Annotated in this window: 21 protein-coding genes; 9 read left to right on the forward strand and 12 right to left on the reverse strand. The window is 68.7% G+C overall.

Annotated features, from left to right (window positions below; translation table 11 throughout):
* Positions 1-12 precede the first annotated feature (12 nt).
* Complete coding sequence (locus EJL01_RS12495) at positions 13-762, reverse strand: MBL fold metallo-hydrolase (protein ID WP_125107948.1); 750 nt, start codon at positions 760-762, stop codon at positions 13-15.
* A gap of 34 nt (positions 763-796) precedes the next feature.
* Here EJL01_RS12495 and EJL01_RS12500 point away from each other — a divergent pair, with 34 nt between their 5' ends.
* Genes EJL01_RS12500 through EJL01_RS12510 form a run of 3 tightly spaced genes read left to right on the forward strand, consistent with a single transcriptional unit; the run spans position 797 to position 4,293 of the window.
* Complete coding sequence (locus EJL01_RS12500; RefSeq protein ID WP_164509825.1) at positions 797-1,459, forward strand: NUDIX domain-containing protein; 663 nt, start codon at positions 797-799, stop codon at positions 1,457-1,459.
* A 30-nt stretch (positions 1,460-1,489) separates the two neighbouring features.
* Positions 1,490-2,833: a M20/M25/M40 family metallo-hydrolase gene (locus tag EJL01_RS12505; RefSeq protein ID WP_125107950.1), complete on the forward strand. Its 1,344-nt coding sequence runs from the start codon at positions 1,490-1,492 to the stop codon at positions 2,831-2,833.
* Positions 2,830-4,293 (forward strand): MFS transporter, encoded by a 1,464-nt coding sequence (locus EJL01_RS12510; protein WP_125107951.1) that lies wholly within the window; start codon positions 2,830-2,832, stop codon positions 4,291-4,293. The genes EJL01_RS12505 and EJL01_RS12510 overlap by 4 nt, the downstream gene beginning before the upstream one ends.
* On the opposite strand, the gene EJL01_RS12515 is transcribed toward EJL01_RS12510, so the two are convergent.
* The 4 genes from EJL01_RS12515 to EJL01_RS12530 form a co-directional block, all read right to left on the reverse strand.
* Positions 4,277-5,146, reverse strand: coding sequence for an acyl-CoA thioesterase (locus EJL01_RS12515; protein WP_413229364.1), 870 nt, complete (start codon positions 5,144-5,146; stop codon positions 4,277-4,279). The two genes, EJL01_RS12510 and EJL01_RS12515, sit on opposite strands and share 17 nt — an antisense overlap.
* A gap of 120 nt (positions 5,147-5,266) precedes the next feature.
* Positions 5,267-6,277: an agmatine deiminase family protein gene (locus tag EJL01_RS12520; protein ID WP_125107952.1), complete on the reverse strand. Its 1,011-nt coding sequence runs from the start codon at positions 6,275-6,277 to the stop codon at positions 5,267-5,269.
* A gap of 45 nt (positions 6,278-6,322) precedes the next feature.
* Entirely contained in the window at positions 6,323-7,294 is a 972-nt protein-coding gene (locus EJL01_RS12525; protein WP_125107953.1) for a LacI family DNA-binding transcriptional regulator, read from the reverse strand.
* Positions 7,291-9,015, reverse strand: a complete 1,725-nt coding sequence (locus EJL01_RS12530; protein WP_125107954.1) for an AMP-binding protein — start codon at positions 9,013-9,015, stop codon at positions 7,291-7,293. Before EJL01_RS12530 ends, EJL01_RS12525 begins: the two co-directional genes overlap by 4 nt.
* 29 nt (positions 9,016-9,044) lie before the next feature.
* On the opposite strand from EJL01_RS12530, the gene dinB reads away from it, so the two are divergent.
* Complete coding sequence (dinB, locus tag EJL01_RS12535; protein WP_125107955.1) at positions 9,045-10,319, forward strand: DNA polymerase IV; 1,275 nt, start codon at positions 9,045-9,047, stop codon at positions 10,317-10,319.
* Between the two features lie 6 nt (positions 10,320-10,325).
* Here dinB and EJL01_RS12540 read toward each other — a convergent pair whose 3' ends face one another.
* Both EJL01_RS12540 and EJL01_RS12545 read right to left on the reverse strand, forming a co-directional pair.
* The gene (locus EJL01_RS12540; protein WP_125107956.1) at positions 10,326-11,180 is read right to left on the reverse strand and encodes a 3-hydroxyacyl-CoA dehydrogenase; all 855 of its coding nucleotides are present in this window, start codon (positions 11,178-11,180) and stop codon (positions 10,326-10,328) included.
* Positions 11,177-11,809 (reverse strand): TetR/AcrR family transcriptional regulator, encoded by a 633-nt coding sequence (locus EJL01_RS12545; RefSeq protein WP_125107957.1) that lies wholly within the window; start codon positions 11,807-11,809, stop codon positions 11,177-11,179. Before EJL01_RS12545 ends, EJL01_RS12540 begins: the two co-directional genes overlap by 4 nt.
* Positions 11,810-11,954: 145 nt before the next feature.
* Between EJL01_RS12545 and EJL01_RS12550 the strand changes: the two genes are divergently transcribed.
* Positions 11,955-12,596 carry a Type 1 glutamine amidotransferase-like domain-containing protein gene (locus tag EJL01_RS12550; protein WP_125107958.1) on the forward strand — a complete coding sequence of 214 codons (642 nt, stop codon included), beginning with the start codon at positions 11,955-11,957 and terminating at the stop codon, positions 12,594-12,596.
* Between the two features lie 7 nt (positions 12,597-12,603).
* Here EJL01_RS12550 and treZ read toward each other — a convergent pair whose 3' ends face one another.
* From treZ to glgX, 3 genes are read right to left on the reverse strand one after another with little or no spacing between them, the layout of a single operon-like run.
* Positions 12,604-14,397: a malto-oligosyltrehalose trehalohydrolase gene (gene treZ, locus EJL01_RS12555; RefSeq protein WP_125107959.1), complete on the reverse strand. Its 1,794-nt coding sequence runs from the start codon at positions 14,395-14,397 to the stop codon at positions 12,604-12,606.
* Positions 14,397-16,739, reverse strand: a complete 2,343-nt coding sequence (treY, locus tag EJL01_RS12560) for a malto-oligosyltrehalose synthase (protein WP_125107960.1) — start codon at positions 16,737-16,739, stop codon at positions 14,397-14,399. Before treY ends, treZ begins: the two co-directional genes overlap by 1 nt.
* 13 nt (positions 16,740-16,752) lie before the next feature.
* Positions 16,753-18,930, reverse strand: coding sequence for a glycogen debranching protein GlgX (gene glgX / locus EJL01_RS12565; RefSeq protein ID WP_125108059.1), 2,178 nt, complete (start codon positions 18,928-18,930; stop codon positions 16,753-16,755).
* 85 nt (positions 18,931-19,015) lie between these two features.
* Here glgX and EJL01_RS12570 point away from each other — a divergent pair, with 85 nt between their 5' ends.
* Both EJL01_RS12570 and EJL01_RS12575 read left to right on the forward strand, forming a co-directional pair.
* Complete coding sequence (locus EJL01_RS12570; protein ID WP_125107961.1) at positions 19,016-19,231, forward strand: hypothetical protein; 216 nt, start codon at positions 19,016-19,018, stop codon at positions 19,229-19,231.
* Complete coding sequence (locus EJL01_RS12575) at positions 19,232-19,786, forward strand: nucleoside/nucleotide kinase family protein (protein WP_125107962.1); 555 nt, start codon at positions 19,232-19,234, stop codon at positions 19,784-19,786.
* Here EJL01_RS12575 and EJL01_RS12580 read toward each other — a convergent pair.
* Positions 19,783-20,148 carry a metallopeptidase family protein gene (locus EJL01_RS12580; RefSeq protein ID WP_125107963.1) on the reverse strand — a complete coding sequence of 122 codons (366 nt, stop codon included), beginning with the start codon at positions 20,146-20,148 and terminating at the stop codon, positions 19,783-19,785. The genes EJL01_RS12575 and EJL01_RS12580 overlap by 4 nt on opposite strands.
* A 9-nt stretch (positions 20,149-20,157) precedes the next feature.
* Positions 20,158-20,811, reverse strand: coding sequence for a trimeric intracellular cation channel family protein (locus tag EJL01_RS12585; protein ID WP_241209224.1), 654 nt, complete (start codon positions 20,809-20,811; stop codon positions 20,158-20,160).
* A 135-nt stretch (positions 20,812-20,946) separates the two neighbouring features.
* Here EJL01_RS12585 and gltB point away from each other — a divergent pair, with 135 nt between their 5' ends.
* The gene (gene gltB, locus EJL01_RS12590) at positions 20,947-25,485 is read left to right on the forward strand and encodes a glutamate synthase large subunit (RefSeq protein ID WP_125107965.1); all 4,539 of its coding nucleotides are present in this window, start codon (positions 20,947-20,949) and stop codon (positions 25,483-25,485) included.
* Positions 25,478-26,938: a glutamate synthase subunit beta gene (locus EJL01_RS12595; RefSeq protein WP_125107966.1), complete on the forward strand. Its 1,461-nt coding sequence runs from the start codon at positions 25,478-25,480 to the stop codon at positions 26,936-26,938. The genes gltB and EJL01_RS12595 overlap by 8 nt, the downstream gene beginning before the upstream one ends.
* Positions 26,939-26,949 lie beyond the last annotated feature (11 nt).

Below are 26,949 nucleotides of genomic sequence, written 5' to 3' on the forward strand. Positions count from 1 at the left end.
ACGGTTTTCGCTCTAAGCCCCCGCGAGGTAGTCGAGCTGGGCCGCGACCGACAACCGGGCGGCACCAGCCGCCGCAACGCCCGGGTAGATGAGCTCGACGAGGCGGTCGATGAGCCCCTCGTCGACGCGGGGTGCCTCGCCGAGCTGCGCGAGCGCATCCTGAATCTGCTTGAGTCGGCCCAGGCGGTGCTCGCGCAGCTCGCGCACGGCCTCGTCGCCCGCCTTGATCTCGTCGCCGTGGCCGGGCAGGATGCGGCTGGCGCCGAGCTTCTCGAGCTGGTCGAGCGAAGCGAGGTAGTCGCGCAGCGTGCCGTCGGGGTATTCGAGCACGGTGGTCGATCCGCCGAGCACGGTGTCGCCCGTGAGCACGGCGTGGGCCTCGGGCACGAGCACGCTCATCGAGTCGCTCGTGTGGCCCGGGGTGGCGAGGATGCGCAGGCTCGTGTCGCCGAGCGCGATCGCTTCGCCGTTGTGGAGCGGCTCGGCGCCCCGGCACCACTCGGGCGAGATGGCGCGGGCGGATGCGCCGGTGCGCGCCACGAGCTCGTCAACCGCGGCCGTGTGGTCGCTGTGGCGGTGGGTGGAGAGCACGAGCACGATCTGCTCGGCGGTCGCGACGATCGCATCGAGGTGCTCGGCCTCGAGCGGTCCCGGATCGACGACGCAGCTCACCTCGCCGCTCGTGATGACGTACGTGTTCGTTCCGGTCAGGGTCATCGGTGACGGGTTGTTCGCCCGCACCTGCGCGATGTCGACAGCCATACCGCCAGCGTATCGCTCGCGATATGGTGCACAGGTGACCACACCCGAAACGCCGGAAACCACCGAACGCCTCGCCGCCACCGTGCTCCTGCTGCGCGACGGCGACGAGGGCATCGAGGTGCTCATGCTGCAGCGCCCGTCGCGTGGCTCGTTTGCGAGCGCCTGGGTGTACCCGGGCGGCAAGGTCGACCCCGAAGACGGCGACCCGGCCGACGAGGAGGCCGCGGCGCGCGTCGCGGCCGCCCGCGAGGTGCGGGAGGAGACCGAGCTCGTGGTCAACCCGGCGAGCCTGACGCCGCTCGCGATCTTCAGCCCGCCGCACAACGTCATGCCGCGATTTCGCACCTGGTTCTTCGTCGCACCGGCGTTCTCGGGCACGCCGGTGCCCGCCGAGGCCGAGGCGGTGGCGCTCGAGTGGGTGCGCCCGCAGCAGATGCTCGACACGCACGCGAACGACGCGCTCACGTTGATCGTGCCGACGTGGGTCATGCTCGACAAGCTCACGAAGTATGCCGACGTCGCCGAGGCCCTCGCCGACCTGCGCTCGGGCGGCTTCGAGGAACTCCCGACGCGGGCGCGCGACGGCGGCATCATCTGCTGGCCCGGCGACGCGGTCTACGACGACCCCGACGCCCCCGGCGAGGCCCGCCACCGCGTCGAGACGGCCCGGAAACCCTGGCGTTACCTCCGGGGCTAATCGCCGCCCAGACCGCACTACGCTGAGCACATGAGCCAAGCAACGTCGCCTCGGCCCGGCATCGCCGAACGCCTCTCGCGCATGATTCAAGTGCGAACCGTGTCGGCCGAACTCGACGCGCGCGGGCGCGAGCCGTTCGAGGCGTTCGTGAGCTTGCTCGCCGAGCTGTACCCGCGCATCCACGCCTCGCTCGAGCTCGAGCGCATCACCGACTTCGGCTTGCTCTTTCGCTGGGCGGGCGAGACCCCGTCGGCCGACCCGGTCGTGCTCATGGCGCACTACGACGTCGTGCCGGTCGACGAGTTCGACCCCTGGACCCACCCGCCCTTCGAGGGGCGCATCGAGGGCGGCAGCGTCTATGGCCGCGGCGCGCTCGACGACAAGGGCCCGCTCGTCGTGCTGCTCGACGCCGTCGAGAACCTGCTCGCCGCCGAGTTCGTGCCCGCGCGCGATGTCTACCTCTCGTTCGGCGGCAATGAGGAGACCTTCGGCGCCGCGGCGCAGGCGATCGTCGTGGTGTTTCGCGAGCGCGGGCTGACTCCGTGGCTCGTGCTCGACGAGGGCGGCGCGGTCACCGACGCGCCGCTGCCGTTCGTGCGGGGCCTCGCCGCGATGGTCGGCGTCGGCGAAAAGGGCGTCGCGACGGTGCGGCTCACGGCCCGCAGCGACGGCGGCCACGCCTCGACGCCGCCACCGCTCACCGCCGTCGGCCGCGTTTCGCGCGCGGTGTCGCGGCTCACGCCCACGACGTTCACTGCGCGGGCGCCGGCGGCGATTACCCGGATGCTCGGGCTGTTCGCCGCGCGCAGCACCGGCGCCGGTCGGCTGCTTTATCGGCTGCTCGCGGCGTGGCCCTGGCTCAACGCGCTCGTGTTCGCACGGCTCGGCGGCGAGGCGGCCGCGCTCGTGCGCACGACCGTCGCGCCCACGAAGATCACCGGGGGCACGGCCCACAACGTGTTGCCCTCGCAGGCCGAGGCCGTCATCAACCTGCGCCTCGCGCTCGGCGAGACCGTCGCCGGCACGGTGCGGCGACTGCAGCGCCGCATCGCCGACCGCAGCGTCGCGGTCGACGTGCTCGAGGGCAGCGACGCGTCGCCCGAGTCGCCGAGCGACGGCCCGCAGTTCGCGCTCATCGCCGACGCGGTGCGCGTCTCGCATCCAGCCGCGATCACGGTGCCCTATGTGACGATGGCCGCGACCGACTCGCGGTACTTCCACCAGATCTGCCCCGCGACGTATCGCTTCGCGCCGCTGCTCATGAACGCCGAGCAGCGCGCCTCGATTCACGGCATCGACGAGCGCGTCGACATCGCCGAGCTCGAGCGCGGCGAGCGGTTCCACCGCACCCTCATCGAAGGAATCCGCGCGTGAGCGCCCGGCGCCGGCGCGCATCCCTCGGCCCGCTCGCGGGCATCGTCGGCCTGCTCGCCTTCGTCGAGTTCACGAGCGGGGTGCTGCAGGGGTACTACACCCCAATGCTCACCGACATCGCGCGGCACCTCGACGTGCACGACGCCGACGTCAACTGGCTCGAGGGCACGCAGCTCATGCTCAGCGCGCTCGTCGTGCCGGCATTCGCGAAGCTCGGCGACATGTTCGGGCACAAGCGCATGTTGCTCTGGTCGACCGCGATCACGGCGATCGCGTCGCTCGCGCTGCCGTTCTCGAACTCGTTCGGGCTCTTCCTCGCTGCCTGGGCGCTGCAGGGCGTCTACGTCGTGTGGCTGCCGCTCGAGGTCGCGATCATCTGGTCGCGCACCCGCGGCCGCGACGACGCCTCGCCGCTCACGGCCCGCGCCGCCGGCATCCTCGTCGCCACCCTCGAGGCGGGCGCGATCACGGGCGCGCTGCTCGGCGGCCAGCTCGTCGACACGCTGCCGCTCTGGGTCGTGCTGCTCGTGCCGGCGCTGCTCGTCGTCGCGTGCTTCTTCGTGATCCGCTTCGGCGTGCGCGAGTCCGACCTGCTCACCGGCGGCAAGCTCGACCTCGTGGGGCTCGTGCTCGTGTCGCTCGCGCTCATCGCGTTCACGGGCGGCCTGAGCCTCCTCCGCCTCGGCGGCGTCGGCAGCCCCATCGCCTGGGTCGCGATCGCGGCGGGCCTGCTGCTCCTCGTGCCGTTCGTGCGGTACGAACTGCGCCACCCCGACCCGCTCATCGACGTGCGGATGTTCCGCTCGCCCGCGCTGGCGCCCGTGTTTCTCACGGCGGGCCTCTTCGGTGTGAGCGTGCTCGGGGCCCAGGCGCCGCTGTCAACGTTCGCGCGCACCGACCCCGCGCTCTACGGCTACGGCCTCGGCACGACGGGCTTCCGCACCTCGCTCATCATCGGCCTCTACCTCATCGCGATGATCGTCGGCGCGCTGCTCTTCTCGCGGGTTTCGAAGTGGATCACGCCGCGCCTCACGATCGTCGCCGCGGCCGTGTTCGTCGGCGTCGGCTACCTGCTGTTCCTGCCGTTCCACGACACGTACGCGCAGGTCATCCTGAACATGGTCGTCGCGGGCGTTGGCTCGGGTGCGCTCGTTGCGGCGCTGCCGGCCGCGGCCGCTGCCGCCGCGCCACCCACGCAGACGGGCGTCGCGACGGGCCTCACGAACTCGGTGAAGACCGTCGGCGGTGCGATCGCGTCGGCGACCTTCGGCATCGCGCTCATGCAGGGCGCCGCCGGCGCCACGGCGACCGTCGATGCGACCGCCGGCTCGCTCGCCGGCTACTTCACGGTGTGGCTCGTCTGCGGCGTCACGGCCCTCATCGCGGCCGTGCTGCTGCTGTTCGTGCCGAAGGCGGCGTTCACCGACGCGGCGGCGCCGGCGCCTACGCCTCGGGCTTGAGGCGAATCATCGCCTCCTGCGTCACGCTCGCGACGAGCAGGCCCTCGCGGGTATAGAACTCGCCGTGCGTGAGCGCGCGGCCACCGTGCGCGTTCGTCGAGTGCAGCACGAGCAGCAGCCACTCGTCGGCGCGCGCGTAGCGGTGCCACCACACGCTGTGGTCGAGGCTCGCGACGCGCAGGCGCGGCTCGGTCCACGCGAGGCCGTGGCGGCGCAGGACGGGGTCGAGCATGAGGTAGTCGCTCGCGTAGGCGAGGGATGCGCGGTGCACGACCTCGTCGTCGGGCAGCTGGTCGACGGCGCGAATCCACACGGCCTGCTCGGCGACGCGGCCGGTGGCGGGCTGGAGGAAGATCGGCTCGTCGGCGTAGCGCAGCTCGAACGGGCGCCGGTTGATCCAGTAGTTCGCGAGCGCCTCGCCGGCCACCGCGACCTGGGCGGCCGCGCTCGGCAGTTGCTCGGGGCCGGGAATGCCGTGCGGCATCTCGGCGTAGTGGTCGAGCCCTTCGGAGTCGACCTGGAAGCTCGCGATCATCGACCAGATCGGCTCGCCGTACTGGAACGCTTGCACGAGGCGCGTCGAGAACGAGTTGCCGTCGTGGCTGCGCTCGACCGAGAAGGTGATCGGCTCGTTCACGTTGCCCGGGCGCAGAAAGTTACCGCGCATCGAGTGGATGTGCCGGTCGTCGGCGACGGTGCGGGTCGCAGCGACGAGTGACTGCGCCGCGACCTGCCCGCCGAAGATGCGCCCGTGGGGCATCCACTGGCTCTGCCCCGTGAAGATGTCGCGCGAGGTGCGCGCGCCGGTCTCTGAGAGCGCGAGGGTGTTGAGGAACGATTCGAGCGGCGGCACCTTCTCGAGCTCGGTGAGGTCGACGGTGTCGCCCGGCGCCAGGATCGCGCCGCTCGGGCGATTGCTACTTGCCGCGAGCGGCGAGACCGGGTGCTGTGGTGATTCGTTCACACGGTCAGCTTAGCGAGCGGGCTGCTGCTGGGTGATGCAGTGCACGCCGCCGCCGCGCGCGAAGATGGGGCGCGCATCCACCGGTACGATCTCGCGGCCGGGGTAGGCCTCGGCGAGCACCTCGAACGCCTCGGTGTCGTTCGCGTCGTTGAAGGCGCAGGCGATGACCGCGTCGTTCGCGACGAGGTGATTGATGTAGCTGTAGTCAACCCAGCCCTCGGCGTCGCGGAGCTCCTTCGGCGCGGGTACGCGCAGGATTTCGCGGGGCGTGTCGGTCGCGTCGAAGGCGTCGGTGAGGGCCTCGATCACCTGCTGCGTCACGGCGAAGTCGGGATGCGTTTCGTCGCGCTGGTCGTGCACGAGCACGCGGCCGTCGGGCGTGTAGCTCGCGACGATGTCGACGTGGCCGCGCGTGCCGAACTCTTCGGAGTCGCGGGTGAGGCCGCGGGGGAGCCAGACGGTCGAGGTGGTGCCGAGCTTGTCGGCGAGTTCCTGCTCAACCTTTGCGGTGTTCCAGTTCGGGTTGCGGCCCGGGTCGAGCTGCACGGTGCGGGTCACCATGACCTGGCCCGCGCCGTCAACATGGATGCCGCCGCCCTCGTTGACGAGGGGCGAGTCAACGACGCGCACGCCGGCGAGCTCGGCGACACGGCGGCCGATGTGCTGGTCCTTGTCCCAGTTTGCCCACGACTGGGCGCCCCAGCCGTTAAACACCCAGTTGACCGCGACGAGCTCGTCACCGTCGAAGGCAAAGGTCGGCCCGATGTCGCGCATCCACGCGTCGTTGAGCTCGGCCTCCTCAATGTGCACGCGGCTCGAGAGGGCGCGCTTCGCGGCCCCGAGTTCGGAGCGGGGTACGAGAATCGTCACCGGCTCGAAGTCCACGGTGGCGTTCGCGACCGACGCCCAGGTGGCGCGCGCCTCGTCGGCGTCGGCTTCGGAGCTACCGAAGAGGTAGCCGGGGCCGGGCCAGGCCATCCAGGTGCGCTCGTGGCGCTCCCATTCCGCGGGCATCTTCATTGTTGCTAGTCCTTTCGGGCGGGTACGCTCGTCAGCTTAATCGATTTAGTTGGTTGCCGCGCGAGGTCGAAATTCGACATCGAGTTGCTGCTCGCGCGGCACGGCAGCGCCCTCGAGCAGATCGAGCAGCAGCTGGGCGCACCGCGCGCCGAACTCGCTCGGCCGCAGGTCGATCGCGGTGACGGGCGGGTCGAGCAAGCGGTCGGATTGCGAGTCGGTGTACGACGCGAGCCGAACATCCTCGGGGATGCGCTGCCCGCGCGAGCGCAGCACGCCGGCGACGCTCGTGGCCGTGCCGTCGGGCACCGCGACGATCGCGTCGACGCCGGCCGGCAGCGTCGCGCAGGCGGCCTGGATCTCTTCGGTCTCGGGTGAGAACGACACCGGTGCCTCGTGCACCTCGACAGTCGACTCGGCGGCGAAGCGGCGCGCGGCGCGGGCCACCTCGATGCCCCACGCGGTGTCCTCGGGCGGCAGCAGCACGCCGATCGAGGTCGATCCGCGCTGCTCGAGGTGGCGCAGCAGACCGGTCATCTCGCGCTCGTGGTCGACGAAGACGATGCCGTGGGGCTGCGGCTGGCCCTCGGGCACGCGCTCGCCCGTGACGATCTCGCGACCGGCGCCGAGCACGGCGCGAGCGAGCGGGTCGGTCGTGCGCACATCCACCGTGACGATGCCGTCGACGTGCGCGAGAAATGGGCGCGGGTCGCCGTGCTGCGGCAAAATCAGGGCGGCCACGCCCCGCTCGCCGGCCGCGTTGCTCACGCCCACCGCGAAGTCGGCGTAGTACCACTGCAGCGTCGTGCCCTGGGGGAGGTAGATGCCGATCGTGTCGGTGCGGCGGCGGCGCAGGTTGCGGGCGCTCACGTTGACGACGTAGCCGAGCGTGCCGGCGGCGTCGAGCACGGTGTCTCGGGTCGATGGGCTGACGCCCGGCAGGCCGCGCAGGGCAAGCGACGCAGCAGCGGTCGACACTCCGGCGCGCGCCGCGACGTCGCGCAGAGTGGGTCGGCTCACTTGGCAGCCTTGGGGGCGCTGAGCTGCTCGCGCACCTTCTTCCGCAATACCTTGCCGAGCAGCGACTTCGGCAGTTCATCGACGACGGTGTAGCTGCGAGGCACCTTGAACTCGGCGAGGTGGTCGTGCGCGTACGCGCGGGTGGCCGCCTCGTCGAAGGTCGCCCCCTCGTCGAGCACGATCGCCGCGGTCACCGACTCGGCGCCCGACGAACCCCGCTGGATGCCGACGACGGCGGCCTCAGCGATGCCCGGCACCTGCACCAGCACCTGCTCGACTTCGCTCGGGGCAACGTTGTAGCCGCCCGTGATGATGAGCTCCTTCGCGCGGTCGACGACGGTGATGAATCCGTCGGCGTCCTGGGTCACGAGGTCGCCGGTGCGCAGCCAGCGGCCGGGCAGCAGCACCTTGTCGGTCTCCTCCTGGTTGTTCCAGTAGCCCTGGAAAACCTGGGGGCCGTGCACGATGAGTTCGCCGACCTCGCCGAGGGGAACATCCTCATCGGGGTTGTCGGGGTTCACGACGCGAATCGTCGTGGAGGCGTGAGGCAGGCCGATCGTGCCGATCTTGCGCGTTGGTCCGAACGGGTTCGAGAACACGATGGGGGAGGCCTCAGTGAGGCCGTAGCCCTCGTTGAGCCCGCCGCCCGCGACGGCCTCCCAGCACTCGACCACGGCATTGGTCAGCGTCATGGCGCCGCTCATGGCGTAGCGCACGTTCGAGAGATCGAGGCGACCCTCTCGGGCGATGCGCGCGAGGCGGTCGAACATCGGCGGCACGCCCGGGTAGAAGGTGGCGGGGTGCACCTTCGACGCGTCGACGATGAGGTCGGGGTCGAAGGAGGGGAACAGGGTGACGCGCGAGGCGGTCACGACGCCGTAGATCGTGCCGAGGAGGTTGCCGAACGAGTGGAACATCGGCAGGAACGCGTAGATCGTCTCCTCGCCCATCGTGAACTCGGGCATCCACGCCTGACCCTGGCGGCCGTTCGCGAGCAGGTTCGCGTGCGAGAGCATGGCGCCCTTCGGGGTGCCGGTCGTGCCCGAGGTGTACGCGAGCATGGCGATGTCGTCGGGGCCGGGCTTTGGCACCTCGTCGCCGATCGGCACCTGGTGCAGGATCTTCTCGAACGGCACGGTGCCGGGCGCCTTGCCGGTGAGCTTGTCGCGCGACTCGCGGGCCTTCTTCACTGGCAGCTTGAGCAGCAGCTGCATCTTCGTCGGCATCATCTTCGTCATGTTCACCGAGATCACCCGGCGCACGTCGACCTCGCCGGCGAGCGACTGCACGACCGGCGCGAGCTTGTCCCACGCGATCGTGAACACCGCGCCGTGGTCTTGGTACTGGGTGCGTAGCTCGCTGCGGGTGTAGAGCGGATTGTGCTCGACGACGACCGCGCCGAGGCGGAGCGTCGCGTAGTAGGCGATGACGTGCTGCGGGCAGTTCGGCAACACGATTGCGACGCGGTCGCCGCGCTTCACGCCGATGCGACGCAGGCCGTTCGCGAAGCGCACGACGTGGTCGTGCAACTGCGCGAAGGTCAGCTCGGCACCGAAGAATTCGATCGCGGGTCGGTCGGCGAACTTGCGGGCCCGGTCGGCCAGCTCGTCGTAGAGGGAGGTCGTAACCGGCTCAATATCGCGGGGAACCCCCGGGGCGTAGTTCTTGGTCCACACGCGATTCGCGTTGAACTCGGCAACGTTGACTGCGGCATCGCTCATGTGGACAGTTTATTGACCAGAATGGAAGCATGTCTCGGAAACAGCTCGGCATGCGCGAAGTGGGTGATGCGTACGACGACGGCAGCGCCACAATTCTGCACGTCGACATGGACGCGTTTTTCGTTGCCGTCGAGGTGCGTGACCGCCCCGAGCTGCGCGGCGAGCTCGTCATCGTGGGCGGCGCAGGCGGCCGCGGCGTCGTCTCGTCGGCGAGCTACGAGGCTCGAGCGCTCGGCGTGCACGCCGCAATGCCGATGGCGCGGGCGCTCCAGCTGGCGCCCGGGGCCACCGTGATCTCGGGGCACATGCACAAGTACCGCGAGGCGTCTCACGCGGTCATGGCGATTTTCCGCGAGTTCACACCGCTCGTCGAGCCGCTCTCGATCGATGAGGCGTTTCTCGACGTGTCGGGCTCGGTGCGGCTGTTCGGCTCGCCCTCGGAAATCGCCCGGCGCATCCGCCGCGAGGTGCACGCGCGCACCGGCCTGACCTGCTCGGTCGGCGTCGCGTCGACGAAGTTCGTGGCGAAGCTCGCGAGCGGCAAGTGCAAGCCTGACGGGCTGCTCGTGATTCCCGAATCCGAGACGATCCCGTTTCTGCACGCCCTGCCCGTGGGCGCCCTCTGGGGCGTCGGCGAGACGACCGAGACGAAGCTGCGCGGCCGGGGCATCCACACCGTGTTTGAGCTCGCGCACACGCCACCCGCGGCGCTCGAGCGCATCGTCGGTAAATCGATGGGCTCGCACCTCGCAAACCTTGCGTGGGGGCGCGACTCGCGTCCTGTCGAGGTGACGCGACGCGAGAAGTCGGTGTCGCACGAGCAGACGTTTCAAGACGACGTGACCTCGCACGCGGATCTGCAGCGTGAGGTGCGGGCGCAGGCGGATGCGGTCGCCGCGCGCCTGCGCCGGGCCGGCCTCGCGGCGGCGACCGTCGCGGTGAAGCTACGCTGGTCAAACTTTGAGACGGTGTCGCGGCAGGCGCGCCTCGAGCGGCCCTCCGACACGGGCCTCACGCTGTATCGCGCGGCCGCGCAGCTCGTGGACGAGCTGCATGCCGAGGGCCGCCCGGTGCGGCTCATTGGTGTGCGCGCGGCCGACCTCGTCGAGGCCGGGCAGGCAACGTCGCTGCTGCTCTGGGACGAGCAGCACGACGACGAGTGGTCGGCGGCCGAGCGGGTGGCGGATGCGGCGGTTGCGAAGTTCGGTAAGGCCGCGATCCGCCCCGCTTCGTTGCTCGGCCGGGGTGAGCGTCGCGACGGCGGCACGGGCCTCAGTGAGCGCCCGAACCGGCCGTCGACCTAGGCGGGCCTACTTGTAGTTGTAGAAGCCTTCGCCGGTGGCGATGCCGAGCTTGCCCTTGTCGATGAATTCCTCCTTGAGGATCTTCGCGAACTTCTGCGACTCCTCGTCGCCCATGACCGACACGTTGTAGGCGGTCGTGAGGCCGACGATGTCGAGCATCTCCATCGGGCCGCGCGGTGCGCCGGTGCCGATGCGCCAGGTCTTGTCGATCGTCTCGGCGTCGGCGATGCCGTTCGCGTAGAGGTAGCCGGCGGCGTTGATCAGCGGCACGAACAGCGTGTTGAGCACGTAGCCCGGCTGCTCCTTCTTCACCTCGATCGGCACCATGCCCTGTTCCTTCGCGAACTCGACCACGGTCTTATACACCTCGGGGTCGGTGTCGGCGGTGCCCATGACCTCGGCGGTGTTCTGTGCCCAGATCTGGTTCGCGTAGTGGAGCGCGAGGAACTTGTTCGGACGGCCGGTCGCGTCCTTGAAGCTCGAGGGCAGTAGGGTCGACGAGTTCGTGGCGAAGATCGTTTTCTCGGGGGCGAGGGCGCCGACCTTCTCCCACGTCGAAGTCTTGATCTCGGGGCTCTCGGGCACGGCCTCGATGATGAGGTCGGCGTCGGCAACCGCGGCGGAGAGGTCGCTCGTCGCGGTGAGGCGCTCGAGCGCGGCCGCAGACTTGCCGTCCTTTGCGCCCTCAACCTCGGCGTCGTAGCGCTGGGCGAGGCCCGCGAAGCGCTCCTTCGCCGCGGCGACGGCGTCGTCGTTGATGTCCCATGCGGTGACGGTGAAGCCGGCGTAGGCGGTCTGGTACGCGATCTGCGAACCGAGCACGCCCGAGCCGAGCACGGTGACGTTCTTGATGTCAGTCATTGCTTTCCTTCTTTCTTTCCTGTGACCGTGGCGAGATAGCCCCGAACGATCAGCTGGGTTTGGCCACGGAAGTGTGCGGTGAGGTCGTCGGGGGAGCGCCCGTCGCGGTCGGCGAGCACGACCTGCAGGTGCAGCGACGCGTAGATCGCCTCGGCCGCCAGATGCGCCGCCTCGGTCGAATCGGGTCGTCCGGCGACCTCCAGCAGGAGGTCGCCGATCGCGTCGATGAGTCGCTCGACGATGGCGACCGCCTCGGCGCAGTGCTCCTCGTGAGGGTCGCCGTCGAGTGCGGCGCGCTGATACGCGACGAGGTTCTCGAGCTGCGTGCGGTCGTCGATGAACGGCGCCACGAGCGCGATGATGCGGTCGGTCGGGGTGCCGTGCCCCGCATCCGCGTATTTGGCAAGCCGTGCGCTCAGCGTGGCGTTGCCGACCATGAGCATGAGCGCGGGCTTCGAAGACGCGTAGCGAAACAGCGTGCCGTGCGAAAGGTCGGCGGCCTCGGCAATGGCGCTCGTGGTCGTCGCGGCGTAGCCGTGCTTGGCGAACAGACGGCCGGCCTCGGCGAGAATGCGGGTGCGCTTCTCGCGTTTGTTGCGCTCGCGGGGCCCCTGCGGTGCTTCCGTCATCCGGCTCACCTTCTCCACTCAGTCCAAAACCCCGACCTGACTTTTTAATGAGCATACTCATTGTTGAAGACAGGTCAAGGCAGCGTCGTCATGACAACGTCCAGGGTATCGGTCGGGGCACACCCGACTTCGGTACTCTGTGCGCATGAAGTTGCTGCTGCTGTCCATGCAGGCCGGCGCCCTGTGGGGCTTCCTGCGCAACCACCTCGAGCACCCCGGCAAGGCACGAATCGGCTTCGTCCACGACGCGATTGGGCGCGTGCCCGAACACGACACGATGCAGGCGTGGCTCTATGAAGAGCGGCAGCGCGTCGTCGACCTCGTCGAGACCGTTGACGACCTCTTCCTCGCCGAGATGACGCCCGACGAGGTGGCCGAGGCCCTCGACCGCATCGACGCGCTCTACGTGCGCGGCGGCAACACCTTCCTGCTCCGCGAGGCGATGCGCATCTCGGGCGCCGACAGGCTCATCGTCGAGCGGGTCAAGGCGGGCCTGCCTTACATCGGCCTGAGTGCCGGCTCGATCGTCGCGGGCCCGAGCCTCGAGCCCGCCGTGCCGATGGACGACCCCGACGAGGCGCCCAACCTGCCGAGCTACCGGGGCCTGGGCCTCATCGATTCGGTCATCGTGCCGCACGCCGACGGCCAGTTGCCGCCGTACCCGCCCGAGCTGATCTCGAGCATCCTCACCACCTACGGCGATCGCTATCAGCTACAGCCGGTCGAAGACGACCAGGCCTACGTCGTCGACGACCGCGGCGAACGCCTCATCTCCTCCGCCGACTAGCGCCGCGCTACTCGAGCTGCGGGGCGAACACCGCGGCCGTGTGCGGTGGCAAGAACGCGTGCGTACCGTCGACCGTGACGCGTTCGTCGGTCGCGAACACGATCTCGGGCAGCTCTTCATACGAGGTCCACGCGATGTCGACGTCGAGTTCGAGCCCGCGCGCCGCATCCGAGAAGTTGCAGACCACCTCAAGGTCGCCGCGCCAGAACGTGAAGACGCCGAGCTCGGCGTCGGCCTTCGCCGACACGTCCCGTAGCCACGGCCGCGTGAGCTGTGGACGGCTGCGGCGCAACGCGATGAGCCGGCGGTAGACATCGAGCAGCCACTGCCGCTCGGGGCTGTCGAGCTCCATCCACTCGAGGCGGGATGCGCGGAACGTGTCGGGGTCCTGCGGGTCGGGCACCTGCGACTCGTCCCAGCCCATGCGCGAGAACTCGCTGATGCGGCCGCGGCTGACCGCCTCGGCGAGCTCGGGTTCGGGGTGCGACGAGAAGTACTGGAACGGCGTCGTCGCGCCCCACTCCTCGCCCATGAACAGCATCGGTGTGAACGGCGAGCACATCATCAGCGTCGCGCCCACCGCGAGCTGCCCGACGCTCACGGTTTCGCTGAGCCGGTCGCCGCGGGCCCGGTTGCCGATCTGGTCGTGGTTCTGCGTCGACACGACGAGGCGCCACGCGTTCGTCGCGGGCGCGAGCGGCCGCCCGTGGTGTCGGCGGCGGAAGGTCGACATCGCGCCGTTGTGGAAGAAGCCCTGCGTAAACACCTTCTCGAGCGCGCCGAGGCCGTGGCCGGGCGTGCTCGCGAAGTCCTCGTAGTAGCCGTCCGACTCGCTCGAGAGCGAGACGTGCGCGGCGTGGTGGAAGTCATCCGACCACTGGCCGGTGAGCGCGTAGCCACCGGCCGCGCGCGGCGAGATGAGCCGCGGCGCGTTCATGTCGGACTCGGCGATGAGTGTCAGCGGGCGGCCGAGGAATGCCGAGCACGCCTCGACCTCGTTCGCGAGCTCCTCGAGGATGTGCGTTGCGCGGGTGTCGATGAGCGCGTGCACCGCGTCGAGTCGCAGACCATCGACGTGAAAGTCGGTGAGCCACATCAGCGCGTTGTCGATGATGTACTGGCGCACCTCGTCGGAGTCGAAGTCATCGAGGTTGATCGCGTCGCCCCAGTCGGTCTGGTGACGCGACGAGACGTACGGACCGAACTTGCCGAGGTAGTTGCCGGATGGGCCGAGATGGTTGTAGACGACGTCCTGAATCACGCCGAGGCCGCGCTCGTGGCAGGCGTCGACGAAGCGCTGGTAGGCGCCGGGCCCACCGTAGGCCTCGTGTACCGCGTACCAGTAGACGCCGTCGTAGCCCCAGCCGGCGTCGCCGTTGAAGGCGTTGACCGGCATGGGCTCGACGAAATCGACGCCGAGGTTGACGAGGTGGTCGAGTCGCTCGATCGCGGCGTCGAGCGTGCCGTCGGGAGTGAACGTGCCGACGTGGAGCTCGTAGATCACGCTGCCCGCGAGCTGGCGGCCACGCCACTGCTCGTCCTGCCATTCGTAGGCGTCAGGGTCGAAGGTGCGCGAGGGACCGTGCACACCAGCCGGCTGCCGGCCCGAGCGCGGGTCGGGCGTCACCGCATCCTCATCGTCGATGAGGTAGCCGTAGTCGACCTCGCTCGGCAGCTCGGGCAGGCCCTCGGGCCGCCACCAGCCGCCGCGCTCCTGGCGCATCTCGTAGGTGTCGGCCTCGATGCGCACGCGCATGCGCTGCGCCCTCGGTGCCCACACATCGAATCGGCTGTCGCGCACTAGTCCTCCTCGTAATCGCTGCGGGCGAGCATCGCCACGGGCAGGTGCTCGAGCAAGTGCGCGACGGCGACCTCGCCCGAGTAGGCGGTACCGTTCACCTGGTCGACCCAGCGGCCCTCGGGCAGTTCGAGATGGGTGTCGTGCCAGCCGCCGCCAAGTTCGAGGTCGATCGGCAGCCGCGTGGCGAGCACCACGACGCCGCCGCGGTCGACGGCGATGAGGTGGTCGGCCGAGGCACCGCTGGCGTGCAGTGGCCGATACTCGGCGAACCGCTCGCGCAAGCCCTTGCGCAGGCGCAGGCCGATCACCGTGAGCAGCAGCTTCACGCTGCCGGTCGGGTCAGTCTCATCGAATGCCGGGCGAGCGCCGCGCAGAATCGCGCCCAACGCCGTTGTCTGCTCGACCCACGGCACCGGCCGCCGGTTGTCGGGGTCGACGAGCGAGTGCTGCCAGAGCTCGGTGCCCTGGTAGACATCGGGCACACCGGGGCCGAGCAGTTGCAGCGCCTTCATCGAGAGCGAGTTTGACCAGCCAGGTCGCCGCAGCTCCTCCGTGAGGTTCGCGACGATCGCGCGGGCGGCCGGATGGTCAAAGGCCGCGTCGACGGCTGCGCGCAGCTCATCCTCGTACTCGGCATTGACCTCGGTCCAGGTCGTGAAATCGCCGGCCTCGCGCGCCGCCTTCTCGGCGTAGGCGTAGAGGCGCTCGCGGCTGGCGGGCCAGACGCCGATGATCGCCTGCCAGAGCAGGTTGCCGAAGGCCGGGTTCGAGAGCGGTGCGATTTCGAGCAGCTGCTCGAGCGAGTCGCGCCAGAGCTCCGGGCGCTCGCTCAGCGCATCGAGCCTGGCCCGCACATCCTCACTGCGCTTCGTGTCGTGCGTCGTCAGCGCGGTCTGCGCGTGCGGCCAGCGCTCCTGGCGCTCGGCCTGCAGCTCGTGGAACCGCTCGGGCGGGTACGCGAAGATCGACGGGTCACCGCCAACCTCGTTCAGCGAGGTGAGGCGCGAGTAGCGATAGAACGAGCGGTCCTCGACCGCCTTCGCCATGACCATGCCGCTCGTCTGCTGAAAGCGCAGGGCGCCGGGGTTCGCCGGGTCGCGCAGCTTGCCGAGCACGCGCTCGATTTCCTCGCCGAGGTCGCTACGCCAGTCGGCCGCATCCCGTGCCGCCTGCTCGAGATACTCGAGCCCCTCGGGCAGATACGTGCGGTACACCGGGAAGCAGGCGGCGATCTCGCTGATCGCGTCGACGGTGACGTTGTCGGGCTCGGCGACGCCGTCGAGGTCGCGCGCGACGCGGCGCATCTCGGCGTGCAGCTGGCCGTCCGTGACGAAGCGCTTCGAGCTGTGCACGAGCGTTGGCCAGTCATCGACGTCCTCGTGCGAGAGCGCGGCGGCCTGCTCGTCGAGATCGTCGCGGCCCTTGTCGTCAATGAGCACACGCTCGAACTCGCCGAGCGCGTCGTAGCCGGTCGTGCCGTCGATCGGCCACGGCTGCAGCTGCTCGCCGGGCTCGAGGATCTTTTCGACCGAGAGGTAGACGTTCGCGTGCTCGCGCAGCCGCTGCAGGTAGCCGCGCGGGTCGCGCAGGCCATCGACGTGGTCGATGCGCAGGCCATCGACGAGGCCCTCGCGCACCCACGAGAGGATCTCGGCGTGGGCCGCGTCCCACACCTCCGGCTCCTCGACCCGCACCCCCGCGAGCTCGGTGACGGTGAAGAAGCGGCGGTAGTTGAGCGACCAGTCGCCGCGGCGCCAGTGCACGAGCGCGTAGTGCTGGGCGTCGTGCACGGCGCGCACACCGAGCGAGTCGTCGTCGGCGCTGCCCGGGGCGAGCGGATACTCGTGGTCGTAGTAGCGCAGCACCCCTGCCTCGCGGTCGATGGTCATGCCATTGATCGGCGCGCCGGGCTCGGTCGGCATGTCGGCGTCGCCGATCACGGGCAGCAGCAGCTTGCCGTCGCCCGCCGGCCAATCGATGTCGAAGAAGTGCGCGAACCGCGAGGCCTCACCGTGTTGCAGCACATCCCACCACCACGGGTTTTGCCGCGGCACTGCGACGCCCACGTGGTTTGGCACGATGTCGACGAGGATGCCGAGGCCGGCCTCGTGCGCGGCCGAGGCAAGGCGCACGAGGGCCTCGCGGCCGCCACGGGCCTCGTCGACTCGACTCGGGTCAACCACGTCATACCCGTGCGTCGACCCCTGGGTCGACTGCAGGATGGGGGAGAGATAGAGCCAATCCACGCCGAGATCGACAAAGTAGGGCACAAGACGGGCGGCATCGTCGAGGGTGAACTCCGAAGAGAGCTGGAGTCGGTAGGTGCTCGCCGGGGTGCGCATGCGATTCCTTTCGCTAGCTCATGGACGTTTGATCGGTCGGCGATGGGCTGATGACGGAGATCGACGACGTGATAGTCGGCACGGCATCTGCCTCGCTCCATTCGCGCAACACTGCCATAGACCGCTGGGGCATCACGAAGGTGTCGCCGGGCTGGGCGTGCGTGCGCTCGCCGCTGGCCGTGTCGACCACGACTTCCCACGTCATCGAGATCTCGTGCGAGGGCACGGTCACCTCGACGTCGGTTTCTGATGCGTTGAAGTAGATGAGGAATGATTTGTCGGTGATGCGCTGTCCCCACGCGTCGCGACCGGTGATCGCGTCGCCGTTGAGGAAATACCCCATGGCGCGCACGAATGCCTCGTTCCAATCCTCGCCCTCCATACGGCTGCCATCGGTCGACAACCACACGACGTCGGGCAGGCCCTCGCCTTCGCCACGCTTCGCGATGCGGCCCGAGAAGAAGTGTCGGCGGCGGAATGTCGGGTGGTTGTGACGCAACTCGGCGAGGCGCCGGGTGAATTCGACGAGCTCGACGTCGGCCGTGTCCCAGTGCACCCAGCTCAGCTCCGAGTCCTGGGCGTAGGTATTGTTGTTGCCGTTCTGCGTGCGGCCGAGCTCGTCGCCGTGCAGCAGCATCGGCACGCCCTGCGAGAGCAAGAGTGTTGCGATGAAGTTGCGCTGCTGACGCCCGCGGAGTTCGTTAATCGCCGGGTCGTCGGTTGGGCCCTCGACGCCCGAGTTCCACGAGCGGTTGTGGCTCTCGCCGTCGCGGTTCTCTTCGCCGTTCGCGTCGTTGTGCTTGTCGTTGTATGACACGAGGTCGCGCAATGTGAAGCCGTCGTGCGCCGTGACGAAGTTGATGGATGCCACGGGCCGGCGGCCGTCGCGCTGATAGAGATCGCTTGAGCCCGTGATGCGGGTGGCGAACTCGCCGAGGGTGGCGGGCTCGCCGCGCCAGAAGTCGCGCACGGTGTCGCGGTACTTGCCGTTCCACTCGGTCCACAGGGGTGGGAAGTTGCCCACCTGGTAGCCGCCTGGGCCCACATCCCACGGCTCGGCGATGAGCTTCACCTGCGAGACGATCGGGTCTTGCTGCACCAGGTCGAAGAAGCTCGAGAGCTTGTCGACGTCGTGCAGCTCGCGCGCGAGCGTCGAGGCGAGGTCGAAGCGGAATCCGTCGACGTGCATCTCGAGCACCCAATACCGCAGCGAGTCCATGATCAGCTGCAGCGAGTGCGGGCTGCGCATGTTGAGCGAGTTACCCGTGCCCGTGTAGTCGGTGTAGTAGCGCTTGTCATCAGCCTCGAGCTTGTAATAGGCCTCGTTGTCGATGCCGCGGAAGCTCAGGGTTGGGCCGAGGTGGTTGCCCTCGGCCGTGTGGTTGTAGACAACGTCGAGGATCACCTCGATGTTGTTCGCGTGCAGGGTCTTCACCATCGCCTTGAACTCCTGCACCTGCTGACCGTCGTCGCCGGCCGACGAGTAGTCGCCGTGCGGCGCGAAGTAGTTCAGGGTGTTGTAGCCCCAGTAGTTGCGCAGGCCCTTCTCGACCAGAGTGGAGTCGTGCACGAACTCGTGCACCGGCATGAGCTCGATCGCGGTCACGCCGAGGTTCTTGAGGTGGTTGACAACTGAGGGATGCGCGATGCCCGCGTAGGTGCCGCGCATGTCCTCCGGCACATCCGGGTGGAGCTGGGTAAGGCCCTTCACGTGCGCCTCGTAGATGAACGAGTCGGCGTAGGGCGTGCGCGGGTGGCGGTCGCCGACCCAGCCGAAGAAGGGGTTGATGACGACACCCTTAGGCATCGACGCGGCCGAGTCCTCGTCGTTTCGAGAGTCGGGGTCGCCGAAGTTGTACGAGAACACCGATTGGTTCCACTCGATATTGCCGTCGATCGCCTTCGCGTACGGGTCGAGCAGTAGCTTGTTTGGGTTGAAGCGTCGACCGCTCGCCGGGTCGTAGGGGCCGTGCACGCGGTAGCCGTACCGCTGCCCGGGAAGCACCTTGGGCAAGTAGCAGTGCCAGACGAAGCCGTCGCGTTCGAAGAGGCGCACGCGTGTTTCGACACCTTCGTCGTCGAACAGACAGAGCTCGACCAACTCGGCGCCCTCCGAGAAAATCGCGAAGTTGGTGCCCGAGCCGTCATAGGTTGCTCCGAGCGGGTACGGCGTTCCTGGCCAGCTCTGGATCGTGTCTTGAGTCACGCTGCCAGCGTAGTGCGCAGCATCGGCGGCTTCCTGACTTTGCCCAGATGGGCCGCCTATCGTGACCTGCATGACTGACGCAACCACCGCATCCGAGTCGATCGAGCAGGTCGAATTCACGGCAGGCAACGTCTGCCTGCCGCTGGGCTACGTGCTGACCGACGCCTATGGCACCCGCTTCCGCCCGAACATCGTGGCGCTGCTCGCCGCGCTCACGCCCCTCATGGTCGTGTCGGGCTGGGCCGTGCCGCGCATCCTCAAGGCACTGAAGAAGAAGCGCCGCTAGGTGACGACGCAGCGTACGAGCTGCATCCTCGCCATCGACGGCCGCTCCGGCGCCGGGAAGACGACCCTCGCGAGCGATGTCGCGCTCGTGACAGGCGCGCAGCTCGTGCACGTCGAAGACTTCTACCCGGGCTGGGGCGGGCTTGCCGACGGCGCCGACTACCTCGTGCGCGAGGTGCTCGAGCCCGTGCTCGCGGGCGACGTCGTCGTGCCGCGGCGCTGGAACTGGCATGCTGACGCGTTCGAGCTCGGCGTACCCGTGCATCCGGGGCTCATCGTGGTCGAGGGATGCGGTGCCCTGTCGCGCGCGAGCCGGCGACTCGTGACCCTGGGCGCGTGGTTCGACGTCGAGGCCGAGCTGCGGCACCGGCGCGCGTCGCTGCGGGACGGCGACGATGCCTGGTGGGAGGCGTGGCGCGCACAGGAGGACGCGTTCTATGCGGCCGAGGGCTCGGCCGACCTCGCCGACGTCACGCTGCCGGTAGATATCGGCGTCGCCGAGACGATCGCCGTGCTCGCGGACCACGGCTGGCCCGCGCCGGAAACCGCGCGCTAGCCCCAGCCGAGCTCGTGCAACTGCGCGTCGTCGATGCCGTAGAAGTGGCCGATTTCGTGCACGAGCGTCACGTGAATCTCGTGGCGCAGCTCGTCGAGTGAGCTGCAGTAGTCGAGCAGCGGCTCGCGAAACAGAATGATGCGGTCGGGCAGCGGGCCCCAGTCGTAGGTGCCGCGCTCGGTGAGGTCGACGCCGTCGTAGACCCCGAGTATCCAGCCGTCTTCGGGCCGGTCTTCGACGAGGAAGACGACGTTGTCGAGCCCATCGACGGCGGCATCGGGCAGCGCGTCGAGCTCGGCGACGACGAGTCGCTCGAAGGCATCGAGGTCGATGTTGGGAAACTCGAGGTGCTCGTCGGGCATAGCGCCAGCCTAGTGATCGTGTTTGTCGGGCGTCGCCCGTGCGATCGGGGCGCTGAGCTTGAAGTGAATGGCGAGCGTGCGGATGAGGAAGCACGCGATCGCGCCGACGAGCTGCGTCGAAACGCCGAGCACGCCGTCGAGATGCCAGATGGCGAATGGCACGACGACGAGGGTCGCGCCGACGAGGGCGGGGATCGCGTAGAGCTCGCTCGTCAGGATGGTCGGCACCCGGCCGAGCATCATGTCGCGGATCGTGCCGCCGCCGACCGCGGTGATGACGCCGAGGAGCACGGCGGGAATCGGCTCGACTCCGAACGCGAGGGCCTTTTGCGCGCCGACGACGCAAAAGAGGCTGAGGCCGATCGCGTCGAGCACCTGCACGGTCGAATTGAGGATGTGGTGCGGCCGTGCGACGAAGAACGCGATGAGCGCGCCGAGGAGCGCGACCGCGAGGTAGATCCAGTCGCCAAACATTGCCGGGGGAGTGTCGCCGAGCAACACGTCGCGCACCACGCCGCCGCCCGTCGCGGTAATGATGCCGAGGGTGACGACGCCGACGATGTCGAGCCGCACGACACGCGTCGCCGCCATCGCGCCATTCAGAGCGAACGCGAAGGTGCCGAGGTAGTCGAAGACCCTCACGATGAATTCGGCGGTGATCACAGAGCCATGCTCGCACCACCGAGAATGAAGACCATACATTTAGTGTGATCTGCGCTCTGTGTAAACTTTCGAACTGTCGGCCGAATCGATGACGTTTTGGCCTGCCATCAAACCCAACCCGCAATGAGGTGAGACATGTCGCAGCAGCGCATTTCGGCGCTCAACACGCCCGAACGACAGGGCCTATACGATCCCGTGTTTGAACGGGACTCATGCGGCCTCGCCATGGTGGCAACTCTGCGCCGCGCGCCCGGCCACGACGTGGTCGAGGGAGCCCTCGATGCGCTCCGTCACCTTGAGCACCGCGGCGCCGTCGGCTCCGACGAGGGCACCGGTGACGGCGCAGGCATCCTGTCGCAGATTCCCGACGAGTTCTTCCGCGCCGTCGTCGACTTTTCTCTCCCGAGCCCGGGGGAGTACGCCGCCGGTCTCGTGTTCCTCCCCGTTGACGAGCCCGACGCCGCGGCCAAGGCGATCGAGCGCATCGCGTCGCAGGAGCGCCTCAAGGTGCTCGGCTGGCGCGAGGTTCCGACCCGACCCGAGGTGCTCGGTTCGCTCGCGCGCGACGCGATGCCGGTCATCCGCCAGATCTTCGTGACCTCGGCGACAACCAGGGCGAGCGGTATCGAGCTCGACCGCCTCACGTTCCGCATGCGCAAGCGCATCGAGCGCGAGCTCGGCGACTACCTGCCCTCGCTGTCGGCGCGCACCGTTACCTACAAGGGCATGGTCACGACGCTGCAGCTCGAGGACTTCTACCCCGACCTCAGCGACCAGCGCTTCACCTCTCGCCTCGCGATCGTGCACTCGCGCTACTCGACGAACACGTTCCCCTCGTGGCCGCTTGCGCAGCCGCTGCGCATGATCGCGCACAACGGTGAGATCAACACCGTCGAGGGCAACCGCCACTGGATGCTCGCTCGACAGTCGCAGCTCGAGAGCGAGCTGCTGGGCGACCTGCGCCCACTCTACCCGATCATCACCGAGGGCCTGAGCGACTCGGGCTCGTTCGACGAGGTGCTCGAGCTGCTCACGCTCTCGGGCCGCAGCCTGCCGCACGCCATGATGATGATGGTGCCGGAGTCGTGGGAGAACTCCGACGACATGCCCCAGCAGTTGCGCGACTTTTACGAGTTCCACTCGCTGCTCATGGAGCCGTGGGACGGCCCCGCGTCGATCTCGTTCACCGACGGCCGCTTCGTCGGCGCGACGCTCGACCGCAACGGGCTGCGCCCCGGCCGTTGGATGGTCACCGAAGACGGCCTCGTCGTCGTCGCGAGCGAGACCGGCGTCATGCCGCACCTCGAGCCCGAGCGCATCCGTGCCCGCGGCCGCCTGCAGCCCGGCGTGATGTTCCTCATTGACACCGAGGCCGGCCGCATCATCCCCTCCGACGAGGTGAAGATGGAGCTCGCCCGCTCGGAGCCGTGGGGCAAGTGGCTCGAGTCGACCCGCATCAAGCTCGACGACCTGCCCGAGCGCGAACACGTGAGCCACACGCCCGCGTCGGTTGTGCGTCGCCAGCGCGCCTTCGGCTACACCGAAGAAGAGCTGAAGATGCTCATCGAGCCGATGGCTCGCACTGGCGCCGAACCGCTCGGCGCGATGGGCTCGGACACCCCGATCGCCGTGCTGTCGGAGCGCCCGCGCCTGCTGTTCGACTACTTCACGCAGGCGTTCGCGCAGGTGACGAACCCGCCGCTCGACTCGATCCGCGAGTCGGTCGTGACCTCGATGTCGAGCGGGCTCGGCCCGGTGCGCAATCTGCTCACCGCAACCGAGGAGCACGCGAGCCAGGTCATTCTCGACTTCCCGGTGATCGACAACGACGAGCTCTCGAAGATTCGCCACATTGACCGCACCCCGGGCTCACGCCGCACGCGCGTCATCTCGGCGCTCTACGCCGTGGCCGAGGGCGAGCACGCCATGGAGCATCGCCTCGAGGCGATGTGCGAAGAGGTGGATGCGGCGGTCGCGCGTGGCTCGCAGTTCATCATCATCTCCGACCGCGACTCCGACGAACAGCTCGCGCCGATTCCAACGCTGCTCGCCGTGAGTGCCGTGCACCAGCACCTCATTCGCGAGGGGCACCGCATGGAGGTCGGCCTGCTCGTCGAAACCGGCGACGCCCGAGAGGTACACCACATTGCGACGCTGCTCGGGTATGGCGCGAGCGCGGTGAACCCGTACCTCGCGATGGAGTCGGCCGAGGAACTCGTGCGTAGCGGCTCGCTCAAGGGCATCACCGTTGACGACGCCGTGCACAACCTCATCAAGGCGCTCGGCAAGGGCGTCATGAAGATCATGTCGAAGATGGGCATCTCGGCCGTGTCGTCGTATATCGGCGCCCAGGCGTTCGAGGCGGTCGGCCTCTCGCAGGAGCTCATCGACACGTACTTCACCGGCACCGTGAGCCGCCTCGGCGGCATTGGCATCGACACGATTGCCGAGGAGACCCGGCAACGCCACGTCCTCGCGTACCAGTCGGAGCGCGCGGCGCTCGACCACCGTCGCCTCGAGTCGGGTGGCGAGTACAAGTGGCGTCGCGACGGCGCACCGCACCTGTTCAGCCCCGAGGCCGTGTTCAAGCTGCAGCACTCGACACGCAACCAGCGCTACGACGTGTTCCGCGAGTACACCTCGCTCGTCGACAACCAGGCGCGCGAGCTGAAGACCCTGCGTGGCCTATTCAAGCTGCGCACCGAGGCGCGCTCGCCGATTCCGATCGACGAGGTCGAGTCCGTGAGCGAGATCGTCAAGAAGTTCCAGACCGGCGCGATGTCGTATGGTTCGATCTCGCAGGAGGCGCACGAGACGCTCGCGATCGCGATGAACCGCCTCGGCGGGAAGTCGAACACCGGCGAGGGCGGTGAAGACACCGACCGCCTGCTCGACCCCGAGCGCCGCAGCGCGATCAAGCAGGTTGCCTCGGGTCGCTTCGGCGTGACGAGCATGTACCTCACCCACGCCGACGACATTCAGATCAAGATGGCGCAGGGAGCGAAACCCGGCGAGGGTGGCCAGCTGCCCGGCGAGAAGGTCTACCCATGGGTCGCGCGCACGCGGCACGCGACGCCCGGCGTCGGCCTCATTTCGCCGCCGCCGCACCACGACATTTACTCGATTGAAGACCTCAAGCAGCTCATCTTCGACCTCAAGCGCGCGAACCGCGACGCCCGCATCCACGTGAAGCTCGTATCCCACTCGGGCATCGGCGCGGTGGCGGCCGGCGTGGCGAAGGCGAAGGCGGATGTGGTGCTCGTTTCGGGCCACGACGGCGGCACCGGCGCGAGCCCGCTCAACTCGCTCAAGCACGCGGGCACGCCGTGGGAGATCGGCCTCGCGGAGGCACAGCAGACGCTGATGCTCAACGGCCTGCGCGGCCGCGTGACGGTGCAGGTAGATGGGCAGCTGAAGACGGGCCGCGACGTCGTCATCGGTGCGCTGCTTGGCGCCGAGGAGTTCGGTTTTGCGACCGCGCCTCTCGTCGTGTCGGGCTGCATCATGATGCGCGTGTGCCACCTCGACACCTGCCCGGTCGGCGTCGCGACGCAGAACCCCCAGCTGCGCGAGCGCTTCACCGGCAAGCCGGAGTTCGTCGAGACCTTCTTCGAGTACATCGCCGAGGAGGTGCGCGAGATTCTCGCGTCGCTCGGCTTCCGCAGTCTCGAGGAGGCGACCGGCCACGCCGAGCTGCTCAACCTCGACGACGCCGTCGAACACTGGAAGGCCGACGGACTCGACCTCGAGGGCGTGTTTGCTGTGGCCGGTCGCGGCGATCGCCGCCACACGACGCAGCAGGACCACGAGCTTGAGGCGCAACTCGACTGGGCCTACATTCCGCAGGTGCGCGAGGCGCTGAAGTCGGGGGAGCGCATCCGCCTTGATCTCGCGATCGCGAACACCGACCGCTCGGTGGGCACGATGCTCGGCAACGAGCTGACGAAACTGCTCGGCGAGGTCGGTGCGGAGCCCGGCACGATCGAGCTCAACTTCACGGGTTCGGCGGGGCAGTCGCTCGGCGCGTTCGTGCCGCGCGGCATCAACATCACGCTGTTCGGCGACGCGAACGACTACGTCGGCAAGGGCCTCTCGGGCGGGCAAGTCGTGGTGCGCCCCGACCGCCGCGCGAGCTTCGTCGCCGAGCGCAACGTCATCGCCGGCAATGTCATCGGGTACGGCGCGACGAGCGGCGCCCTGGCGCTGCGCGGCGTCGTGGGCGAGCGATTCCTCGTGCGCAACTCGGGCGCGATCGGCATCTGCGAGGGTGTCGGCGACCACGCGCTCGAGTACATGACCGGCGGAACCGCGGTGATTCTCGGCCCGACCGGCCGCAACATCGGTGCGGGCATGTCGGGCGGCACGGCCTACGTGCTCGACCTCGACACCCGCAAGGTAAACCCCGAGGCCCTCGCGAGCGGTGAGCTGCAGCTGCAGTCGCTGAGCGACGAGGACGTCATGGAGCTGCGCGTGCTGCTTGAACGGCACGCCGAGCTGACCGAGTCGGCCGTCGCGCGACGGCTGCTGGATGCTGCGGATTGGTCGCGCTTCACGCGGCTCGTGCCGCGCGACTGGGCGGCGGTGCACGCGATTCGTGACCGCGCCGAGCAGCAGGGCGATGACCCCGACAGCGAACTCGTATGGGAAAAGATCAAGGAGGTGACCCGTGGCTGACCCGCGCGGATTTCTCAAGGTAACTGAGCGTGAACTGCCGCCGAAGCGACCGGTGGCGGTGCGCATCCTCGACTTCAAAGAGGTGCAGCAGATTCAGCGTGACGGTGCGGTACTGCAGCGTCAGGCGGGTCGCTGCATGGACTGCGGCGTGGCGTTCTGCCACCAGGGTTGCCCCCTCGGCAACCTGATTCCCGAGTTCAACGACCTCACGTGGCGGGGTGAGTCGAAGCTCGCCGCCGACCGGCTGCACTCGACGAACAACTTCCCCGAGTTCACGGGCCGCCTCTGCCCGGCGCCCTGCGAGTCGTCGTGCGTGCTCAGCATCAACCAGCCCGCCGTGGCGATCAAGTCGGTCGAGCAGGCCATCGCCGACGACATCGCCGAGAACGGCTGGATGGAGCCGCACGCTCCCGCCCGCCTCACGGGTCAGACGGTCGCGGTCGTCGGCTCGGGTCCTGCGGGCCTCGCGGCGGCGCAGCAGCTCACGCGCGCCGGTCACACCGTCGCCGTGTATGAACGCGACGATCGCATCGGCGGCCTGCTGCGCTACGGCATCCCCGACTTCAAGCTCGAGAAGCAGCGCATCGACGCCCGCATCGAGCAGATGACCGCCGAGGGCACGCGCTTCCGCACCGGCATCGAGATCGGCCGCGACATGACGTGGCGCCAGCTGCGCGAGCGCTTCGACGCGGTCCTCATCGCAACGGGCGCGCTGAAGTCGCGCGAGCTCGCTGTGCCCGGGCGTGACATCGACGGTGTGCACACTGCGATGGAGTTCCTCGTGCAGCAGAACCACGCGAGCGCAGGCGACCAGGTCGTCGAGCAGATCTCGGCCAAGGGCAAGCACGTAGTCGTGCTCGGCGGTGGTGACACTGGCTCGGACTGCATCGGCACCGCCCACCGCCAGGGTGCCAAGAGCGTGACGAACCTCGCCATTGGTGTGCAGCCGCCGAGCGAACGCCCGGCGCACCAGCCGTGGCCGACGCATCCGAACCTGTTCGAGGTGCAGACGAGCCATGAGGAGGGCGGCGAGCGCAAGTACCTCGCGTCGACCGTCGAATTCCTCGCGGACGATGACGGCAAGCTGCGCGCGCTGCTCGTGGCCGAGACCGAGATCGTCGACGGCGTGCGGCGACCGAAGGCGGGCACCGAGCGTGAGATTCCCGCCGAGCTGTGCCTGCTCGCGCTGGGCTTCACCGGCACCGACGCGGAGTCGCTGCCGGAGCAGCTCAGTGTGACGCTCGAACGCGGCGCAGTGTCGCGCGCTGACGACTACGCGACCGAGGAGCCTGGCGTATATGTGGCGGGCGACGCCGGTCGAGGCGCGAGCCTCATCGTGTGGGCCATTGCGGAGGGCCGATCAGCCGCGGCCGCAGTTGACCGCTACCTCACGGGCTCGACGGTGCTGCCCGCGCCGGTGCGTGCGAGTGAGCGGCCGCTGAAGCTCTCGTAGTTGGGCGCTCG

It is taken from the genome of Gulosibacter massiliensis, assembly GCF_900626105.1.
Classification (GTDB): domain Bacteria; phylum Actinomycetota; class Actinomycetes; order Actinomycetales; family Microbacteriaceae; genus Gulosibacter; species Gulosibacter sediminis.

What these genes read in the sequence shown, in the direction of transcription:
- EJL01_RS12580 (WP_125107963.1), bottom strand. Translation starts at nt 20,148, where the DNA reads ATGCCCGACGAGCACCTCGAGTTTCCCAACATCGACCTCGATGCCTTC.
- EJL01_RS12530 (WP_125107954.1), bottom strand. Translation starts at nt 9,015, where the DNA reads ATGAGCGATGCCGCAGTCAACGTTGCCGAGTTCAACGCGAATCGCGTG.
- gltB (WP_125107965.1), top strand. Translation starts at nt 20,947, where the DNA reads ATGTCGCAGCAGCGCATTTCGGCGCTCAACACGCCCGAACGACAGGGC.
- EJL01_RS12505 (WP_125107950.1), top strand. Translation starts at nt 1,490, where the DNA reads ATGAGCCAAGCAACGTCGCCTCGGCCCGGCATCGCCGAACGCCTCTCG.
- EJL01_RS12570 (WP_125107961.1), top strand. Translation starts at nt 19,016, where the DNA reads ATGACTGACGCAACCACCGCATCCGAGTCGATCGAGCAGGTCGAATTC.
- dinB (WP_125107955.1), top strand. Translation starts at nt 9,045, where the DNA reads ATGTCTCGGAAACAGCTCGGCATGCGCGAAGTGGGTGATGCGTACGAC.
- EJL01_RS12540 (WP_125107956.1), bottom strand. Translation starts at nt 11,180, where the DNA reads ATGACTGACATCAAGAACGTCACCGTGCTCGGCTCGGGCGTGCTCGGT.
- treY (WP_125107960.1), bottom strand. Translation starts at nt 16,739, where the DNA reads ATGCGCACCCCGGCGAGCACCTACCGACTCCAGCTCTCTTCGGAGTTC.
- EJL01_RS12545 (WP_125107957.1), bottom strand. Translation starts at nt 11,809, where the DNA reads ATGACGGAAGCACCGCAGGGGCCCCGCGAGCGCAACAAACGCGAGAAG.
- EJL01_RS12550 (WP_125107958.1), top strand. Translation starts at nt 11,955, where the DNA reads ATGAAGTTGCTGCTGCTGTCCATGCAGGCCGGCGCCCTGTGGGGCTTC.
- EJL01_RS12520 (WP_125107952.1), bottom strand. Translation starts at nt 6,277, where the DNA reads ATGAAGATGCCCGCGGAATGGGAGCGCCACGAGCGCACCTGGATGGCC.
- EJL01_RS12495 (WP_125107948.1), bottom strand. Translation starts at nt 762, where the DNA reads ATGGCTGTCGACATCGCGCAGGTGCGGGCGAACAACCCGTCACCGATG.